Raw genomic sequence first — 19283 nt, 5'->3', positions numbered from 1 at the left:
GGGTGCCCCGGCCCGAAGGCCGGGGGAGGAACCGGGCGGCGACCAGCCGCAGTGCGACCCGCACCCGCCGACGGGCAGCGCGCGCCCATCCTCAGGCCCCTGAGTTCACCAGCGCCTCGGACAGCTCGACAGCCACCTGCTGCAACACCGGCACGATCTTCTCCGTCGCCGCCTCGGTGACCCGCCCCGCGGGTCCGGAGATCGAAATGGCCGCGGCGGTGGGCGAGTCCGGCACGGACACCGCCAGGCACCGCACCCCCACCTCCTGCTCGTTGTCGTCCACGGCGTACCCGAGCCGCCGCACCTCGTCCAAGGCGCCGAGGAACCCCTCAGGAGTGGTGATCGTCTTCTCGGTCGCGGCCGGCATCCCGGTCCGCGCGAGCAGCGCCCGCACCTCGGCGTCCGGCACCCCCGCGAGCAACGCCTTGCCCACCCCGGTCGAGTGCGGCAGCACCCGCCGCCCCACCTCCGTGAACATCCGCATCGAGTGCTTGGACGGCACCTGCGCCACGTACACGATCTCGTCGCCGTCGAGCAGCGCCATGTTCGCCGTCTCCCCGGTCTCCTCGACCAGCCGTGCGAGGTACGGCCGCGCCCAGGTGCCCAGCAGCCGCGACGCCGACTCCCCGAGCCGGATCAGCCGGGGACCGAGTGCGTACCGCCGGTTCGGCTGCTGCCGTACGTAGCCACAGGCGACCAGCGTCCGCATCAGCCGGTGGATCGTCGGCAACGGCAGCCCGCTGCTCGCGGACAGCTCGCTCAGGCCGACCTCGCCGCCCGCGTCCGCCATCCGCTCCAGCAGATCGAAGGCGCGCTCGAGGGACTGGACCCCGCCGCCGTTTGACTTGGCGGAGCCGGAGGTGCTGGCGCTGGACGTCGGCACGGCGCGTTCCTTTCGGGACTGACGGGAAGAGCAGAAGCCTACCCGGCTGCCGGTTGACTCCCTGGTTGTACGTAGCTACGTTCTGCTTGCCGGAATTGTAATTCCGCCTTGTGGAAACGTCCAGAGTGGACGCTCGGGGCGCCCTGGATCGCGGTGTGCCCTTGACGGCGCGGGGGCGGGAGTGAAGACTCCTTCAACAGAACGTTGAATTCCGTTACGTGGGTGTAAATCCCGTTTCCCGGAAGTAAAACGGCGGCAGAGAGAGGGGTCCGGGTGTCCGACGCTGAACTGGTGCTGCGCTCGACGCGCGTCATCACCCCCGAGGGGACACGGGCCGCCTCGGTCGCCGTGTCCGCCGGGACGATCACGGCCGTACTGCCCCACGACGCCCCGCTCCCGCAGGGCGCCCGCCTGGAGGACCTCGGCGACGACGTCCTGCTGCCCGGCCTGGTCGACACCCACGTGCACGTGAACGACCCGGGCCGCACCGAGTGGGAGGGCTTCTGGACCGCCACCCGCGCGGCGGCGGCCGGCGGCATCACCACCCTCGTCGACATGCCCCTCAACTCCCTCCCGCCGACCACCACGGTCGACCACCTCCGGGTCAAGCAGGCCGTCGCCGCCGACAAGGCGCACATCGACGTCGGTTTCTGGGGCGGTGCGCTGCCGGACAACGTCAAGGACCTGCGCCCGCTGCACGAGGCCGGCGTCTTCGGCTTCAAGGCGTTCCTGTCACCCTCCGGCGTCGACGAGTTCCCGCACCTCGACCAGGAGCGGCTCGCCCGGTCGCTGGCGGAGGTCACCTCCTTCGGCGGCCTGCTGATCGTGCACGCGGAGGACCCGCGCCACCTGGCGGCCGCCCCGCAGCACGGCGGCCCGAAGTACGCCGACTTCCTGGCCTCCCGCCCGCGCGGCGCGGAGGACACCGCGATCGCCCAGCTGATCGCCCAGGCGAAACGCCTCGACGCGCGCGTGCACGTCCTGCACCTGTCCTCGTCCGACGCGCTGCCACTGATCGCCCAGGCGAAACGGGACGGCGTACGGATCACCGTCGAGACCTGCCCGCACTACCTCACCCTCACCGCGGAGGAGGTCCCGGACGGCGCCAGCGAGTTCAAGTGCTGCCCGCCCATCCGGGAGGCGGCCAACCAGGACCTGCTCTGGCGGGCGCTGGCGGACGGCACGATCGACTGCGTGGTCACCGACCACTCACCGTCCACGGCCGACCTGAAGACCGCCGACTTCGCGACCGCGTGGGGCGGTATCTCCGGCCTCCAGCTCAGCCTCGCCGCGGTCTGGACCGAGGCCCGCAGGCGCGGTCACGGTCTGGAGGACGTGGTCCGCTGGATGTCGGCGCGGACGGCGGCGCTCGTCGGCCTCGACGGCCGCAAAGGGGCCGTCGCGGTGGGCCGGGACGCCGACTTCGCGGTCCTCGCGCCGGACGAGGCCTTCACCGTGGACCCGGCGGGGCTGCACCACCGCAACCGGGTCACCGCGTACGCGGGCAGGACCCTGTACGGCGTCGTGAGATCGACCTGGCTGCGCGGCGAACGCATCCTCGCGGACGGCGAGTTCACCGCCCCCAGGGGCCGCCTCCTCACCCGCACCCCCTGATCCCCATGTCATCCGCACCCGCACCGGCCGACACCCCGAAAGGAAGACCTTCTTTGACGGCGATCCCGACCTTCACCGGCGACGCGCATCCCTACTCCGGCGGCGACCCGTACGCGGACTACCGCACCGCCGACTTCCCCTTCACGCAGTACGTCGACCTCGCCGACCGGCGGCTCGGCGCCGGGGTCGTCGCCGCCAACGACGAGTTCTTCGCCCAGCGGGAGAACCTGCTGGTGGCCGGGCGGGCCGAGTTCGACCCCGAGCACTTCGGGCACAAGGGCAAGGTCATGGACGGCTGGGAGACCCGCCGCAGGCGCGGCGTCTCGGCCGAGCACCCCTGGCCGGCGGCCGAGGACCACGACTGGGCGCTGGTACGCCTCGGTGCCCCCGGCGTGGTCCGCGGGATCGTCGTCGACACGGCCCACTTCCGAGGGAACTACCCGCAGGCGGTGTCGGTCGAGGGCACGTCGGTGGCCGGAGCGCCGTCCCCCGCGGAACTCCTCGGCGACGACGTGAAGTGGACGACGCTCGTCCCCCGCACCCCCGTCGGCGGCCACGCGGCGAACGGCTTCGCCGTCTCCGTCGAACAGCGCTTCACGCACCTGCGTGTCAACCAGCACCCGGACGGCGGCATCGCGCGCCTGCGCGTGTACGGCGAAGTCGTGCCGGATCCCGGGTGGCTGGCCGTGCTCGGCACCTTCGACGTGGCCGCGCTGGAGAACGGCGGCCGGGTCGAGGACGCCTCGAACCTCTTCTACTCACCGGCCACCAACACCATCCAGCCGGGCCGCTCCCGCAAGATGGACGACGGCTGGGAGACGCGCCGCCGTCGCGACCAGGGCCACGACTGGATCCGCTACCGGTTGGTGACCCAGTCCCGGATCCGTGCGCTGGAGATCGACACGGCCTACCTGAAGGGCAACAGCGCGGGCTGGGCCTCGGTGTCGGTGCGGGACGGCGAGAACGGCGCCTGGACGGAGATCCTCCCGCGCACCCGGCTCCAGCCCGACACGAACCACCGGTTCGTACTGGCCTCTCCCGCCGTCGGCACGCACGCGCGCGTGGACATCTTCCCGGACGGCGGGATCTCGCGGCTGCGGTTGTTCGGCTCGCCGACGGAGGCAGGGGCGGCGGCGCTCGCCGTCGGGTACCGCGGACTGTCCTGACCGGCCGGAGGGAACCGGGGGGCCGTCGGCTACGTTCTTCACCCGTGACCCTTCAGCAAGAGATCGTCGGCAACGCCATGCAGATGGCGGTCGTCAACCTTCAGCCCGGCCAGACCGTCTACTGCGAGGCCGGCAAGTTCCTGTTCAAGACGACGAACGTGACCATGGAGACGCGGCTGAGCGGCCCGTCGGGCAACGGCGGCCAGCCGCAGGGCGGTGGCGGCGGCATGGGCGGCATGCTGCGCCAGGCCATGGGCACCGCCATGCAGGTCGGCCAGCGCATGCTCGCCGGTGAGTCCCTGGCGTTCCAGTACTTCACCTCCCAGGGCGGCGAGGGCACCGTCGGCTTCGCGGGCGTGCTCCCCGGCGAGATGCGCGCGCTGGAACTCGACGGCACGCGCGCGTGGTTCGCGGAGAAGGACGCCTTCGTCGCCGCGGAGTCCAGCGTCGAGTTCGGCATCGCCTTCGCCGGCGGCCGCACCGGCATGAGCGGCGGCGAGGGCTTCGTGCTGGAGAAGTTCACCGGCCGCGGCACGGTGATCATCGCCGGCGCGGGCAACTTCATCGACCTCAATCCCGCCGACTTCGGCGGCCGTATCGAGGTCGACACGGGCTGTGTCGTCGCCTTCGAGGAGGGCATCCAGTACGGCGTCCAGCGCGTCGGCGGCCTCAACCGCCAGGGCCTGATGAACGCCGTCTTCGGCGGCGAGGGCCTCTCCCTGGCCACCCTGGAGGGCAACGGCCGGGTGATCCTTCAGTCCCTCACCATCGAGGGCCTCGCCAACGCCCTGAAGAAGGCCCAGGGCGGCGACAAGCAGGGCCCGACCGGCGGGCTGTTCTCGACGCACGCGGGATGAGCCCTGCCGAAAGTTGTGGCAGCAGGCGCGGAACGCCCGGTCGCAAGTTAACTCCCTGAAAACGAAAGGGACTTGGCGGGAAAATCTTCGGGCTTGTCATTGACATGCCACTGTCTACGCGCGTCATCATGGAGCCATGAGATTCCCCCCACGAATCACCCGCATCGGCGTCGCGGGCGCCCTGTTGTCCGCGCTCGTCGTCGGCGGCACCGTCACCGCCACCACGGCGGACGCCGCCGCCACCTCCGTCGGCAGCATCTGCTACAGCGACCTGCCGTCGCAGGCGTACGACACGCTCGACCTGATCGCGTCGGGCGGCCCGTTCCCGTACTCGCAGGACGGCACCGTCTTCCGCAACTCGGAGGGCGTCCTGCCGAGCCAGCCCAGCGGGTACTACCACGAGTACACCGTGAAGACCCCCGGCTCCTCCACGCGCGGCGCACGACGCATCGTGACGGGCGAGGAGACCGACGAGGACTACTACACGGCGGACCACTACGTCACGTTCGACCTGATCGACTTCGGCTGCTGAGACGCTGACCGAACCGACCGGCCGAACCCCAGGAACGGCGCGACCAGCCGGAGTCCCGGTCCGCGTTCAGCCGGACCTCCGGCTCACCGCGACGGCGATCAGCGCGCACGCCGGCACGATCAGCGCGCTCGCGTACTCGCTGTAGCCGTCGACAGCACTGCCGGCAGTTGTCCCACGGCACGACCCTCGCCCCGCGGCCTCCCCCCATGCCATCGGCCGCGGGGCGAGTCGTGGCCGCCGGAAGGCTGCGCCCACGTCCGCCCGGTACACCCGAAGTCCACACGACGGCGACTTCGGTCGACGATCCCGCGCGACAGGCTGTCCCGTGGACCGGGCCTGCGTAGATTTGCCGACCGTGAGCGGTGACATTCCAGTACGGACGTTCGAGGGCCGGCGGTGGCTCTTCCCGTCCTCCGTCCTCCATGAGCTCGACCCCGATCCCGACGCCGCAGGACGGCGCCCCCGCCGTACCGCGCGGGACTGGCTCGTCGACTTCAGCTGCTTCCTGCTGGCCGTCCTCGTGGGCGCGGCCGGCGCGAACACCGTCCGGCACGAGACGGGCCTCCCGCACGCCTGGGCCGTCGCCGACCAGCTGATCGGCGGCCTCGCCTGCGTCGCGGTCTGGCTGCGCCGCCGCCGGCCCCTGGGGCTGGCCCTGGCGATGATCCCGGTCAGCTTCGTCTCCGCCACCGCGGGCGGCGCCTCCATGGTCGCCCTGTTCACGCTGGCCGTGCACCGCCCGTTCCGGCACCTGGCCTGGATCACCGCCGTGAACCTCGCGCTGGTCCCGCTCTTCTACTGGCTGCGGCCCGACCCCGACCTGCCCTACCTGGTGGTCGTCGTGCTCGCCTCGCTGCTGACCCTGCTGGTGGCCTGCCTCGGCATGTTCGTCCGCACCAAACGGCAGCTCGTGCTCACCCTGCGGGACCGGGCGCGGCGCGCCGAGACCGAGGCCGGGCTGCGCGCCGAACGGGCCCAGCGGCTGGCCCGGGAGGCCATCGCGCGCGAGATGCACGACGTCCTCGCCCACCGGCTCACCCTGCTCAGCGTGCACGCCGGCGCCCTGGAGTTCCGGCCCGACGCGTCCCGGGAGGAGATCGCCCGGGCGGCCGGTGTGATCCGGGAGAGCTCCCACGAGGCCCTTCAGGACCTGCGCGAGATCATCGGGGTGCTGCGCGCGGCCGACGGCGACGAGGCGGGTGGCCGGCCGCAGCCCACGCTCGCCGGTCTGGCCGCGCTCGTCACAGAGTCCCGCCAGGCCGGTATGAAGGTCACCCTGGACAACCACGTGGACGACCCGGCGGCCGTGCCCGCCTCCGTCGGCCGCACCGCCTACCGCATCGCCCAGGAGGGCCTCACCAACGCCCGCAAGCACGCCCCCGGCGCCGAGGTCACCGTCCGTGTCACCGGTGCCCCCGGCGACGGCCTGGACATCACCGTGCACAACCCCGCCCCCGAGGCCGAGGCGCCCCCCGTCCCCGGCTCCGGCCAGGGCCTGATCGGCCTCACCGAACGGGCGACGCTGGCCGGCGGACGGCTGGAGCACCGGGTCACCGGCACCGGCGGCTTCGAGGTCCGGGCCTGGCTCCCCTGGACCGCCACCTGACCGACCCGGCCGAGCGGGCCTGCGCCGCGGTGCGAGCTCGCGCGCTGCCGAGCGGGCGGGCGCGCTGCCCGGCGGGCTTGTGCCGCTGTGCGAGCCCGTGTGCTGCCGAGCGGGCCCGCGTGCCGCCCAGCGGACCTGTGCCGCTGTGCGAGCCCGTGCGCTGCCGAGCGGGCCTGTGCGCTGCCGGGCGGGCCCGTGCGCTGCCGGGCGGGCCTGTGCGCTGCCGAGCGGGTCCGTGCTGTCGTACCGACGTGATTACGTAGGTGTCATGATCCCCATCAGACTGCTGCTCGTGGACGACGACCCGCTGGTGCGGGCGGGGCTGGCCCTCATGATCGGCGGGGCCGAGGACATCGAGATCGTCGGAGAGGCCGCCGACGGCGGCGAGGTCGAGGCGCTCGTCGACCGCACCCGGCCGGACGTCGTCCTGATGGACATCCGGATGCCGGCCGTGGACGGGCTCACCGCCACCGAGCTGGTGCGCGCCCGCGCCGACGCCCCGCAGGTGATCGTCCTGACCACCTTCCACGCCGACGAACAGGTGCTGCACGCCCTGCGCGCGGGGGCCGCCGGGTTCGTCCTCAAGGACACCCCGCCCGACCGGATCGTCGACGCGGTGCGCCGGGTCGCGGCCGGCGACCCCGTGCTGTCGCCCGCCGTCACCCGGCAGCTGATGCGGCACGCGGCCGGCACCCGGGCCGACACCCGCCGGACCCGCGCGCGGGCCCGGCTCGCCGCCCTCAACGACCGCGAGCGCGAGGTCGCCGTCGCGGTCGGCCGGGGCCTCGCCAACGCCGAGATCGCCACCGGCCTGTTCATGAGCGTCGCCACCGTCAAGACCCACGTCTCGCGCATCCTGGCCAAGCTCGGCCTCAACAACCGCGTACAGATCGCCCTGCTGGCGTACGACGCGGGACTGCTGGAGGAGTAGGGGCACCAACCGGGAGGCCCGTGCGTTCTCCTGGTACGGGACGGCCTCGGGGACCGCCTGAAGGGGGGAGCGACGGCATGCAGGTGACCGATCTCGGCGAGTACGGCGACAGTCTGCGCACCGATCCGCACACGGTGTACGCGCACCTGCGCGAGCGCGGCCCGGTGCACCGGGTCCGGTGGCCGCTGCCGGAGGGCCAGTACCACGAGACCTGGCTGGTCGTCGGGTACGAGGAGGCGCGCGCGGCGCTGGCCGACCCGGGGCTCGCCAAGGACACCGCGAGAACCGGGTTCACCTTCCTCGACGAGGAGCTGATCGGCAAGCACCTGCTGGCCGCCGACCCGCCCCAGCACACCAGACTGCGCGGGCTCGTCACCCGCGCGTTCACCGCCCGCCGGGTGGCGGGACTGGAGCCGAGGATCCAGGAGATCACCGACCGCCTGCTCGACGAGATGCTGCCGCGCGGCCGTGCCGACCTCATAGACGCCCTCGCCTACCCGCTGCCCATCACGGTGATCAGCGAACTGCTCGGCGTCCCCGAACTCGACCGCGCCCGGTTCCGCAAGCTCTCCAACGAGGCGATCACGTCCAGCCGTCCGGGCAGCGAGTACGACGCGTTCGTCGCGCTCGCCGACTACCTGGCGGAGCTCATCGAGGACAAGCGGTGCGCGGGCCCGAGCGGGGACCTGCTGAGCGACCTGCTGCGCACCACCGCCGAGGACGGCGACCGGCTCTCCGTCGGCGAACTGCGCGGTATGGCCTACGTGTTGCTGATCGCGGGCCACGAGACCACCGTCAACCTGATCGGCAACGGCGTCCTCGCCCTGCTCGCCCACCCGGACCAGCTCGCCGCCCTGCGCGCCGACACGGGCCTGCTGGACGGCGCGGTCGAGGAGATCCTGCGCTGGGAGGGCCCGGTGGAGAACGCGACGTACCGGTATGCCGCCGAGCCCCTGGACATCGCCGGCGCCGCCATCGCCGCGGGCGACCCGGTGATGATCGGTCTGACCGCCGCCGACCGGGACGGCGCCCGCTACCCCGAGCCCGACCGTTTCGACATCCACCGTGACAACCGCGGCCACCTCGCCTTCGGCCACGGCATCCACTACTGCCTGGGCGCGCCCCTGGCCCGTCTGGAGGGCCGGATCGCCCTGCGCTCCCTGCTGGAGCGGGCCCCGGACCTGGCGCTGGACGGGCAGCCGGGGGAGTGGCTGCCCGGGACGCTGATGAGGGGGGTGCGGCGGCTCCCCGTCCGCTGGTAGCAGGCGGCGGTCAGCCGAGCCGGTCCGGGATCTCCGCGAGCGCCACCGGTCTTCGCTCGCGCCGGGACAGCTCGCAGGCCTCCGCGATCCGCAGCGCCTGGAGCGCCTCGCGCCCGTCGCAGGGGTTGGCCAGCGTGCCGCGCACCACGTCGACGAAGGCGCACAGCTCGGCCTCGTAGGCGGGCCCGAACCGCTCCAGGAAGCCCGGCCACGGCTTGTCCGCGGGCGGCGGCCCGGTCGGCTCGGTGGAGGCCACCGGCGTACGGTCGTCCAGCCCGACCACGACGGTGTCCCGCTCCCCGGCCAGCTCCATCCGCACGTCGTACCCGGCGCCGTTCAGCCGGGCGGCGGTGGCCGTGGCCAGCGTGCCGTCGTCCAGGGTGAGCAGTGCCGCGCCGGTGTCCACGTCCCCGGCCTCGCGGAACATCGCGGGACCACGGTCCGAACCGGTCGCGTACACGTCGACGACCTCACGTCCGGTCACCCAGCGCAGTACGTCGAAATCGTGGATCAGGGTGTCCCGGAACAGCCCGCCCGACAGCGGCAGCCATTCCGGCGGAGGCGGCGACTGGTCGGAGGTGAGCGCCCGTACCGTGTGCAGGCGTCCCAGCCGCCCCGAGCGCACCGCGTCCCGGGCGCCCGCGTATCCGGCGTCGAAGCGCCGCTGGAAGCCCATCTGAAGGACCGTCCCGGCCCGCTCGACCTCGGCGAGGGCGTGCAGGGTGCCCGGCAGGTCGAGGGCGATCGGCTTCTCGCAGAAGACCGGGAGCCCGGAGCGTGCGGCCCGGCCGATCAGTTCGGCGTGGGCCGACGTCGCCGTGGTGATCACGACGGCGTCCACACCCCACGTGAAGATCTCGTCGGTCCCGGGAGCCGCCGTCTCCCCGAGGCGGTGCGCCAGATCCTGCGCCCGAGCCGGATCCACGTCCGTGAGGATCAGCGATCCGACCTCGCGATTGCGGCTGAGCGTATTCGCGTGGATCGCGCCGATGCGACCCGTACCGATGATCCCGATGCGCATGGGAACAAGGTGCTGGTGCACCCCGGGCGCTGTCAATCCGTATGTCCGGACAATCGAACTACACAACTTCCCGTCAACCCGTCACGGGGATACGCTCGGGCCCGTGCCGAAACCAGATGTGGACCCGACCGTGCCGCTCGACCTCAGCGTGGACCGTAGCTCCCCGGTGCCGTTGTACTTCCAGCTGGCCCAGCAGCTGGAGGCGGCCATCGAGCACGGCTCGCTCACCCCCGGCAGCCTGCTGGGCAACGAGATCGAGCTGGCCGCACGGCTCGGCCTGTCCCGCCCGACCGTCCGTCAGGCCATCCAGTCCCTCGTCGACAAGGGCCTCCTGGTCCGTCGCCGGGGCGTCGGCACCCAGGTCGTGCACAGCCAGGTCAAACGCCCCCTGGAGCTCAGCAGCCTCTACGACGACCTGGAGTCGGCCGGTCAGCGCCCCGCCACGCAGGTGCTGGTCAACACCGTCATGCCGGCGTCCGCCGAGGTCGCGGCGGCGCTCGGGGTGGCCGAGGGCACCGAGGTGCACCGGATCGAACGGCTGCGGCTGGCGCACGGCGAGCCGATGGCTTACCTCACCAACTACCTGCCGCCCGGCCTGCTCGACCTGGACACCGGGCAGCTGGAGGCGACCGGCCTGTACCGGCTGATGCGGGCCGCCGGGATCACCCTGCACAGTGCCCGCCAGTCCATCGGGGCGCGCGGCGCCACCGCCCTGGAGGGCGAGCGGCTCGCCGAGCCGGAGGGCGCCCCGCTGCTCACCATGCAGCGCACCACCTACGACGACACCGGCCGGGCCGTCGAGTTCGGCGACCACATCTACCGCCCGGCCCGCTACTCCTTCGAGTTCCAGCTGCTCGTACGGTCCTGAGTGCCGCCCGGTCGCCGGCACCCAGTTGGTCGTAATGTCCGGACAATGAGACGCCGGAGTGCCCCCGCCGCTGTCAGGTGTGTACCCCATGTTCGATACTGAGGCTTTTGGGGCGGACGAGGTCGCCGTCGGTGGTCACCCACGGTGAGCTCGCCCGCCCCTCTCGCACGTATGAGCACGGCAAGAAGGGCACGGCCTCGTGGCACGGTTTCGGACCTGGGTGGGCATCGCGGTGGCGGGGGCGCTGAGCGTCTCCCTCGCCGGGTGCAGCAGTACCGGCGGCAAGCGGGCGGAGGACGCCCGGAACGCGGCGGCGGCCGAGGGCGGGGCGGCGGTGAACACGCCCCGCTGGACCTTCGCGATGATCACTCACTCCGGGGACGGCGACACCTTCTGGGACATCGTGCAGAGCGGTGCGAAGCAGGCCGCCCGCAAGGACAACATCAACTTCCTCTACTCGCACGACGACGAGGCCCAGCAGCAGGCGCAGCTCGTGGACGCGGCGGTCGACAAGAAGGTCGACGGGATCATCGTCACCCTCGCCAAACCGGACGCCCTCAAGGCGGCCGTGGCCCGTGCCGAGAAGGCCGGCATCCCGGTGATCACCGTGAACTCCGGCTCCGGGGAGTCCAAGGCGTTCGGCGCGCTCGCGCACATCGGCCAGGACGAGACGGTCGCGGGCCGGGCGGTCGGCGACGAGCTGACCGAGCGGGGCAGGAAGAAGGTCCTGTGCGTGCTGCACGAGCAGGGCAACGTCGGCCATGAGCAGCGCTGCGCGGGCGTGGCGGAGAACTTCGCAGGCACGGTCGAGAACCTGTACGTCAACGGCACGAGCATGCCTGACGTGCAGTCCTCGATCGAGGCGAAGCTCCAGGCCGACAAGTCGATCGACGCGGTCGTCACCCTGGGCGCGCCGTACGCCGACACCGCGGTGCAGGCGAGGGCGGACGCGGGCAGCAGGGCCGAGGTCGACACCTTCGACCTCAACGCGAAGGTCGCCGCCGAACTGGCCGACGGCACCCTCGGCTTCGCCGTGGACCAGCAGCCGTACCTCCAGGGCTACCAGGCGGTCGACCTGCTGTGGCTCTACAAGTACAACGGCGACGTGCTCGGCGGTGGCCGGCCGGTGCTCACCGGCCCGCAGATCGTCACCAAGGACCAGGCCGCCACGCTGGCCGAGTACACCGAGCGGGGCACCCGATGAGCGCCACGCTGGACAAAACGCATGATGAAAGGATTCTGCGGACCTCTCCGCTGCGGAGACTCCTCTCCCGCCCGGAGTTCGGCTCGGTCGTCGGCGCCCTCGCCGTCTTCCTCTTCTTCGCCGTCGCCGCCGACGGTTTCCTCCGCGCGAGCAGCCTCGGCACGGTCCTCTACGCCTCCTCGACGATCGGCATCATGGCCGTCCCGGTGGCGCTGCTGATGATCGGCGGCGAGTTCGACCTCTCGGCGGGCGTCCTGGTGACGTCGTCCGCGCTGGTCTCCTCCATGTTCAGCTACCAGATGACCGCCGACACCTGGGTCGGTGTGGGTGTCTCGCTCCTGGTGACCCTCGCCGTCGGCGCCGCCAACGGCTTCGTGCTGACCCGCACCAGGCTGCCCAGCTTCATCGTCACCCTCGGCACCTTCCTGATGCTGACCGGCATGAACCTGGGCCTCACCAAGCTGATCGACGGCACGGTCTCCACCAAGACGATCGCCGACATGGAGGGCTTCCCGTCCGCCCACGCGGTCTTCGCCTCGACCCTGACCGTCGGGGGCGTCGACTTCAAGATCACGATCATCTGGTGGCTCGCCCTGGTCGCGATCGCCTCCTGGATCCTGCTGCGCACCCGTGCGGGCAACTGGATCTTCGCCGTCGGGGGCAACCAGGACGCGGCCCGCGCGGTCGGCGTCCCCGTCACCAGGACCAAGATCGGCCTCTACATGGGCGTGGCGTTCGGCGCCTGGATCTCCGGCCAGCACCTCCTCTTCTCGTACGACGCCGTCCAGTCCGGCGAGGGCGTCGGCAACGAGCTGATCTACATCATCGCGGCCGTCATCGGCGGCTGCCTGATCACCGGCGGCCACGGCAGCGCGGTCGGTTCGGCGGTCGGTGCGCTCCTGTTCGGCATGACCAGCAAGGGCATCGTCTTCGCCGAGTGGAACCCCGACTGGTTCAAGTTCTTCCTCGGAGCGATGCTGCTCCTCGCGACCCTGCTCAACACCTGGGTCCGCAAGCGCGCGGAGGCCGCCGCATGACCCTCGTCCGGCTGACCGGCGTCAGCAAGCACTACGGCACCGTCCGCGCCCTCGAAGGGGTCTCCCTGGAGGTCCACGCGGGCCAGATCACCTGCGTCCTGGGCGACAACGGCGCCGGCAAGTCCACCCTCATCAAGATCATCGCGGGCCTGCACCGGCATGACGGCGGCACCCTGGACATCGAGGGGGAGGAGACCGTCCTGAACTCCCCGCGCGAGGCCCTGGACCGCGGCATCGCGACCGTCCACCAGGACCTGGCGGTGGTCCCGCTGATGCCGGTGTGGCGCAACTTCTTCCTCGGGTCGGAGCCCCGCACGGGCCTGCTCAGACGCCTGGACGTCGACTTCATGCGCCGTACCACGCACGCGGAACTCCTCCGCATGGGCATCGACCTCCGCGACGTCGACCAGCCGATCGGCACCCTGTCGGGCGGCGAACGCCAGTGCGTGGCCATCGCGAGAGCCGTGTACTTCGGCGCGAAGGTCCTGATCCTGGACGAGCCGACGGCGGCACTGGGTGTGAAGCAGTCGGGTGTGGTCCTGAAATACGTGGCGGCGGCACGGGACCGGGGCCTGGGTGTTGTGTTGATCACCCACAACCCGCACCACGCGCACCTGGTGGGGGACAGGTTCGTGCTGCTGAGGCGGGGCACGATGGTGGGCAGCCACACCCGTGACGAGATCACCCTGGACGAGCTGACGAGCCAGATGGCGGGCGGAAGCGACCTCGAGTCCCTGCGCCACGAGCTGGAGCGCGGTTAGGGGCGCGGGGAACCGCGCGACCAGCCGCCGGGCACCCGCACCCGGCGACGGCACCGCACCCTCCTTTATGTCCCCCGAACGGCACTCCGCCTCGGGGTGCGGCACAATCGAGCCCGATGAGCACCTACCGCGACCTCACCGCCCCCATCGGCTCCCGCCGAGCCCCGGTCCTGCGGACCGTCGGCACCAGGGAACGCCGGTCACACCTGACGGCCCCCCGGGTCCCCACCGTCGGCATCGACATCGGCGGCACCAAGGTCATGGCGGGCGTCGTGGACGCCGACGGCAACATCCTGGAGAAGCTCCGCACGGAGACCCCGGACAAGTCCAAGAGCCCGAAGGTCGTCGAGGACACCATCGTCGAGCTGGTCCTGGACCTCTCCGACCGGCACGACGTGCACGCGGTGGGCATCGGCGCGGCCGGCTGGGTCGACGCCGACCGCAACCGCGTGCTGTTCGCCCCCCACCTGTCCTGGCGCAACGAACCGCTGCGCGACCGGCTGGCCGGCCGGCTCGCCGTGCCCGTCCTGGTCGACAACGACGCGAACGCCGCGGCCTGGGCCGAGTGGCGCTTCGGCGCCGGCCGCGGCGAGGACCACCTCGTCATGATCACGCTCGGCACCGGTATCGGCGGCGCGATCCTGGAGGACGGCCAGGTCAAGCGCGGCAAGTACGGCGTGGCCGGCGAGTTCGGCCACATGCAGGTCGTGCCCGGCGGCCACCGCTGCCCGTGCGGCAACCGCGGCTGCTGGGAGCAGTACAGCTCGGGCAACGCGCTGGTCCGCGAGGCCAAGGAACTGGCGGTGGCCGACTCCCCGGTGGCCTACGGGATCATCGAGCACGTCAAGGGCAACGTCGACGACATCACCGGCCCGATGATCACCGAGCTGGCCCGCGAGGGCGACGCCATGTGCATCGAGCTCCTCCAGGACATCGGCCAGTGGCTCGGCGTCGGCATCGCCAACCTCGCCGCCGCCCTCGACCCGTCCTGCTTCGTGATCGGCGGCGGCGTCAGCGCCGCCGACGACCTGCTGATCGGCCCCGCGCGGGACGCGTTCAAGCGCCAGCTGACCGGCCGCGGCTACCGCCCCGAGGCCCGCATCGCCCGCGCCCAGCTGGGCCCCGAGGCCGGCATGGTCGGCGCCGCCGACCTGGCCCGCCTGGTCGCCCGCCGGTTCCGGCGCGCCAACCGCCGCCGGGTGGAGCGCTACGAACGCTACGAGCGGTACGCGGAGGCCCGCCGTACCCGGGACACCGCATGACCGCTTCGCTGCCCCGCCAGGCCGCGCCCCCGGACGAACCGCACCGCCCGCCGGAGACCCCGGGCCACAAGGCCCGGCGCCGGGCGCTCACCCTGCTCATCATCGTGCTGCTCATCGGCGTACCGGCGGGCTATCTGATGATCTCCGCCAACCAGAGCCGCAACAGCGGCAAGGACAAGGAGTCCAAGTACTCGGCGACCGGCCTCACCGCGGGCTGGCCCTCGAAGGTGCAGCGCCGCCTCTACCAGGTGCCGGTCCCGCACCCCGCCGACAGGATCGCGTACTACGAGACGAACAACTGGAAGACCAGCCGGCTCTACGTCCAGTTCCGCACCAACAGCGCCGGACTCGACAGCTTCCTGGAGGGCATGGGCGTCAACCGGGACGCGCTGAAGAAGAACGACATCAGCATCGGCACCCGGGACCAGAAGATCACCGGCTGGCGGTTCACCGCGACCGGCACCTGGTGGGGCCTCACCCACGCCCAGAAGAACCCGGCGCCCACCCAGGACGTGGTGGTGAACACGGCCGACCCCGAGTTCCCGATGATCTACGTCGTCTCGCGCACCGTGCCGTGACGGCGGGCCCGCCCGGTCGCCGGGGCCGATTGTCAGACCCCGCCCGTACAGTCGAAGACATCTGATCGGACGCACGGGCGGGAGGTGGCAGAACGTATGAACGGCACGGTTTCCGGGACGCACGAGGACGTGCCCGTGCGCCTGGCGGCGGTCTACCTGCCCGCCGACCTCCCCCGCCACGGCCGCATCGCCTTCTGGGACCCCGAGGGCGGCCCGCTGCCCCGGCAGAGCGAGGAACTGACCGTCGTACGACGGCACGGCGCCGGCGTCCGCCGCAGGCAGGTGCCCGCGCTCACCCTGCCGGTCGGCGAGGCACTGCCGCTGCTCGTCCGGGCCCGCCGCGACCCGGCCGCCCACCCCGCCACCGCCTGCTGGGGCGCCGCCGCCCAGCACGCGCTGCGGCTCGCCGCCCGAGGCCGCCTGCTGCCCGGCCTCACCCCGGCCGGCCACGACGCCTGGCGGGCCGGCCCCCTGGAGCCCGCCGACATCGCCCACCTGCGCGCGGTGGCCGCCGCACTGCCCGCCGAGGGCCACGCCGTCCCGCTCCCCGGCCCCGGCCCGCTCACGCTGCCCCAGCCGGAGGCGCTGGTCCGCTCCTTCCTGGACGCGGTCGCCGACACCCTGCCCCGCACCCCGGCCGCACCCCACACCTCGGGCCGCCCCTTCGCCGCGCGCGAGGCCCAGCGGCTGCCCGACGCCCACGAATGGGCCGCGGAGGTCGCCGCCGGCATGGACGCCGGAGTGCGGATCTCACTGCGCCTGGACCTGTCGGCCTCCGACCTGTTCGACGACGGCGAGGGCGCCCACCGCGCGGGCGCGGCGATCGTCCAGGTGCACAGCCTGGCCGATCCGACCCTGGTGACCGATGCGGCCGCGCTGTGGGCTGGCCGCTCCGACGCGGCCTTCGGCCCCCGCGCCCGCGTGGACGCGGCGCTGGCGGTGCGCCGGGCCGCACGGGTGTGGCCGCCCCTGGACCGGCTGGCGGAGCAGGACGTGCCCGACGTGCTCGCGCTCGCCGAGGAGGAACTGGGCGAGCTCCTGGGCGTGGCGGCGACCCGGCTCGCGGCGGCCGGGGTCGCCGTGCACTGGCCCCGGGACCTGGCCCAGGACCTGACCGCCGCAGCCGTGGTCCGGACGGCCCCCGGCTCCGCGACCGACGGCACCGGCTTCTTCGAGGGTGAGGAACTCCTCCAGTTCCGCTGGCAGCTGGCGCTCGGCGGGGACCCGCTCAGCGAGGCGGAGATGGACGCCCTCGCCGAGGCCCACCGTCCCGTCGTGCGCCTGCGGGACCGCTGGGTGCTCGTCGACCCGGCGCTCGTCCGCAAGGCCCGCAAACGCGAACTGGGGCTGCTCGACCCGGTCGACGCGCTCTCCGTGGCGCTCACCGGCGAGGCCGAGGTGGACGGCGAGACCGTCGAGGCGGTCCCCGTCGGCGTCCTCGCGGCCCTGCGCGACCGCCTCACGGCAGGCCTCCGGCCCGCCGAACCGCCCGCCGGCCTGCACGCCACCCTGCGCGACTACCAGCTCCGCGGCCTGGCCTGGCTCGACCTGATGACCTCCCTCGGACTCGGCGGCTGCCTCGCCGACGACATGGGCCTCGGCAAGACGATCACCGTCATCGCCCTGCACCTGAAGCGGGCCCGCACCGAACCGACCCTGGTGGTCTGCCCGGCCTCGCTGCTCGGCAACTGGCAGCGGGAGATCGCCCGGTTCGCCCCCGGTGTCCCGGTCCGCCGCTTCCACGGCCCCGACCGCAGCCTGGACGGCCTCGACGGCGGCTTCGTCCTCACCACCTACGGCACCATGCGGGCCACCGCGAACCGCCTCGCCGAACAGGCCTGGGGCATGGTCGTCGCCGACGAGGCCCAGCACGTCAAGAACCCCTACTCGGCCACCGCCAAGGCCCTGCGCACCATCCCGTCCCCCGCGCGCGTGGCCCTCACCGGCACCCCCGTGGAGAACAACCTCTCCGAACTCTGGGCCCTGCTCGACTGGACCACGCCCGGACTCCTCGGCCCCCTGAAGTCCTTCCGCGCCCGGCACGCGCGCGCCGTCGAGAACGGCGAGGACGACCAGGCGGTGGCGCGCCTGGCCCGCCTCGTCCGCCCCTTCCTCCTGCGCCGCAAGAAGTCCGACCCCGGGATCGTCCCCGAACTCCCGCCCAAGACCGAGACCGATCATCCGGTGCCGCTCACCCGCGAACAGGCCGCGCTCTACGAGGCGGTGGTCCGCGAGTCGCTGCTCACCATCGAGACGGCCGACGGGATCGCGCGCCGAGGCCTGGTCCTGAAGCTCCTCGGCGCTCTGAAGCAGATCTGCGACCACCCCGCGCTGTACCTGAAGGAGGAGGCCCGCGTCGACGGCCTCGCCGCCCGCTCCGGCAAGCTCGCCCTGCTCGACGAACTGCTGGACACCGTGCTCGCGGAGGACGGCTCGGCGCTCGTCTTCACCCAGTACGTCGGCATGGCCCGGCTGATCACCGGCCACCTCCGGGCCCGCGCCGTCCCGGTCGACCTGCTGCACGGGGGCACGCCGGTACCGGAGCGGGAGCGCATGGTGGACCGCTTCCAGGACGGCGCGACCCCGGTCCTCGTCCTGTCCCTCAAGGCCGCCGGCACCGGCCTGAACCTCACCCGCGCCGGCCACGTCGTCCACTTCGACCGCTGGTGGAACCCGGCGGTGGAGGAACAGGCCACGGACCGCGCGTACCGCATCGGGCAGACCCAGCCCGTCCAGGTCCACCGTCTGGTCACCGAGGGCACGGTGGAGGACCGCATCGCCGAGATGCTGGAGTCCAAGCGGGCCCTCGCCGACGCGATCCTGGGCACCGGAGAGGCGGCCCTGACCGAGCTGACGGACCGCGAGCTGTCCGACCTGGTGTCGTTGCGGAGGACCTCATGAGCGAGGACGGACAGCGACCGGGTGACGCGGCGCGGCGAGCGCTGCGGGCGGCACGGCGCCGCGCCGCGGAGACCGGTACCGAGGAAACGGCCCCGGGCGAGCCGGAGGCCACGGCTGCCCCCACCACACCGGACGGCCCGTCCGTGCCCGACCCCAGCGCACGCGACCGCGGCGCGCGCGACCGCGGCGCGCGTGACCCCGGCGTGCCTGATCCCGGCGTGCGTGACCCGGCCCTGCGGGCTGTCCGGCCGGAGGTCTCCGCCGTTGCCCGGTCGGCCGGGCGACCTGGTGACATCGCGCGCGAGGCGCTGCGGGCGGCGCGTGCCGAGGCCAGGCGCGCTGAAGAGGCCGCGGCGGAGGCAGCTGAGGGAACCCCCGCCCGTGTGACTCGCCGGCAGCCGGCACCGCCCCCGGCGACGGCCATCGCGCGCACGCGCACCGCCCGCGATCTGAAGCAGTTCCTGGCCACCGCGTTCCGAATGCCGAGCACCGAGCCGGAGGCGATCCCTGAGGGCGAGGGCGAGGGCGAGGGCGGGGGCGAGGGCGGCGTCGGTGGCGAGCACGGGCACGCGTCCGGGCAGGACCTCGGTGCCTCGCCCGCGCCCGCCCATTCCGGCTCCGACACCCCGGAGCCGGACACCACGCCCACCCCCACTCCGTCTCCCGCCCTCACGCCCACCCCCACTCCGCCTCCCACCCCCGAGCACGCCCCCACTCCGCCTCCCACCCCCGAGCACGCCTCCGCCCCCACCCCCACTCCGCCTCCCACCCCGGAGCACGCCCCCGCCGCCGTACCCACC

The 19283-nt window shown here is 72.8% G+C and carries 16 protein-coding genes and 1 pseudogene; 15 read left to right on the top strand and 2 right to left on the bottom strand.

Translation table 11 applies throughout. The features are described from left to right. Positions 1-91 precede the first annotated feature (91 nt). Complete coding sequence (locus tag AAW13_RS00555; protein WP_046733360.1) at positions 92-883, bottom strand: IclR family transcriptional regulator; 792 nt, start codon at positions 881-883, stop codon at positions 92-94. A 273-nt stretch (positions 884-1156) separates the two neighbouring features. On the opposite strand from AAW13_RS00555, the gene allB reads away from it, so the two are divergent. From allB to AAW13_RS00520, 7 genes are all read left to right on the top strand, one after another. Continuing rightward, complete coding sequence (allB, locus tag AAW13_RS00550) at positions 1157-2497, top strand: allantoinase AllB (protein ID WP_046733359.1); 1341 nt, start codon at positions 1157-1159, stop codon at positions 2495-2497. A 53-nt stretch (positions 2498-2550) separates the two neighbouring features. Continuing rightward, entirely contained in the window at positions 2551-3663 is a 1113-nt protein-coding gene (gene alc, locus AAW13_RS00545; RefSeq protein WP_046733358.1) for an allantoicase, read from the top strand. A gap of 44 nt (positions 3664-3707) precedes the next feature. Next, positions 3708-4520, top strand: coding sequence for an AIM24 family protein (locus AAW13_RS00540; protein WP_071659374.1), 813 nt, complete (start codon positions 3708-3710; stop codon positions 4518-4520). 136 nt (positions 4521-4656) lie between these two features. Beyond that, a complete protein-coding gene (locus AAW13_RS00535) occupies positions 4657-5052 on the top strand; it encodes a ribonuclease (RefSeq protein WP_046733357.1) in 396 nt (131 codons plus the stop codon). A gap of 355 nt (positions 5053-5407) precedes the next feature. Beyond that, entirely contained in the window at positions 5408-6658 is a 1251-nt protein-coding gene (locus AAW13_RS00530; protein ID WP_046733356.1) for a sensor histidine kinase, read from the top strand. 268 nt (positions 6659-6926) lie between these two features. Next, a complete protein-coding gene (locus AAW13_RS00525) occupies positions 6927-7589 on the top strand; it encodes a response regulator transcription factor (RefSeq protein WP_046733355.1) in 663 nt (220 codons plus the stop codon). A 77-nt stretch (positions 7590-7666) separates the two neighbouring features. Further along, positions 7667-8851, top strand: a complete 1185-nt coding sequence (locus tag AAW13_RS00520) for a cytochrome P450 family protein (protein WP_206306115.1) — start codon at positions 7667-7669, stop codon at positions 8849-8851. Between the two features lie 10 nt (positions 8852-8861). Here the strand turns inward: AAW13_RS00520 and AAW13_RS00515 are convergent, their stop codons facing one another. Then, entirely contained in the window at positions 8862-9872 is a 1011-nt protein-coding gene (locus AAW13_RS00515) for a Gfo/Idh/MocA family protein (protein ID WP_046733354.1), read from the bottom strand. A gap of 130 nt (positions 9873-10002) precedes the next feature. Between AAW13_RS00515 and AAW13_RS00510 the strand changes: the two genes are divergently transcribed. From AAW13_RS00510 to AAW13_RS45715, 8 genes and pseudogenes are all read left to right on the top strand, one after another. Continuing rightward, entirely contained in the window at positions 10003-10740 is a 738-nt protein-coding gene (locus AAW13_RS00510; protein WP_107483208.1) for a GntR family transcriptional regulator, read from the top strand. A gap of 199 nt (positions 10741-10939) precedes the next feature. Continuing rightward, the gene (locus tag AAW13_RS00505) at positions 10940-11944 is read left to right on the top strand and encodes a sugar ABC transporter substrate-binding protein (protein ID WP_046733352.1); all 1005 of its coding nucleotides are present in this window, start codon (positions 10940-10942) and stop codon (positions 11942-11944) included. Further along, entirely contained in the window at positions 11941-12981 is a 1041-nt protein-coding gene (locus tag AAW13_RS00500) for an ABC transporter permease (RefSeq protein WP_046733351.1), read from the top strand. Before AAW13_RS00505 ends, AAW13_RS00500 begins: the two co-directional genes overlap by 4 nt. Then, complete coding sequence (locus AAW13_RS00495; RefSeq protein ID WP_046733350.1) at positions 12978-13742, top strand: ATP-binding cassette domain-containing protein; 765 nt, start codon at positions 12978-12980, stop codon at positions 13740-13742. The genes AAW13_RS00500 and AAW13_RS00495 overlap by 4 nt, the downstream gene beginning before the upstream one ends. 116 nt (positions 13743-13858) lie before the next feature. Further along, positions 13859-15004, top strand: coding sequence for an ROK family glucokinase (locus AAW13_RS00490; protein WP_046733349.1), 1146 nt, complete (start codon positions 13859-13861; stop codon positions 15002-15004). Then, the gene (locus AAW13_RS00485) at positions 15001-15582 is read left to right on the top strand and encodes a hypothetical protein (protein WP_046733348.1); all 582 of its coding nucleotides are present in this window, start codon (positions 15001-15003) and stop codon (positions 15580-15582) included. The genes AAW13_RS00490 and AAW13_RS00485 overlap by 4 nt, the downstream gene beginning before the upstream one ends. 96 nt (positions 15583-15678) lie before the next feature. After that, positions 15679-18483, top strand: a complete 2805-nt coding sequence (locus tag AAW13_RS00480) for a DEAD/DEAH box helicase (RefSeq protein ID WP_046733347.1) — start codon at positions 15679-15681, stop codon at positions 18481-18483. After that, positions 18480-19283, top strand: a pseudogene (locus AAW13_RS45715) (hypothetical protein); the annotation flags it as partial. The gene AAW13_RS00480 and the pseudogene AAW13_RS45715, both read left to right, overlap by 4 nt.

This window comes from Streptomyces humi, from assembly GCF_001005085.2.
In the GTDB taxonomy this organism is placed as follows: Bacteria; Actinomycetota; Actinomycetes; order Streptomycetales; family Streptomycetaceae; genus Streptomyces; species Streptomyces humi.
The sequence above is the reverse complement of the archived record's forward strand: the minus strand, read 5'-3'. Positions and strand labels throughout refer to the sequence as shown.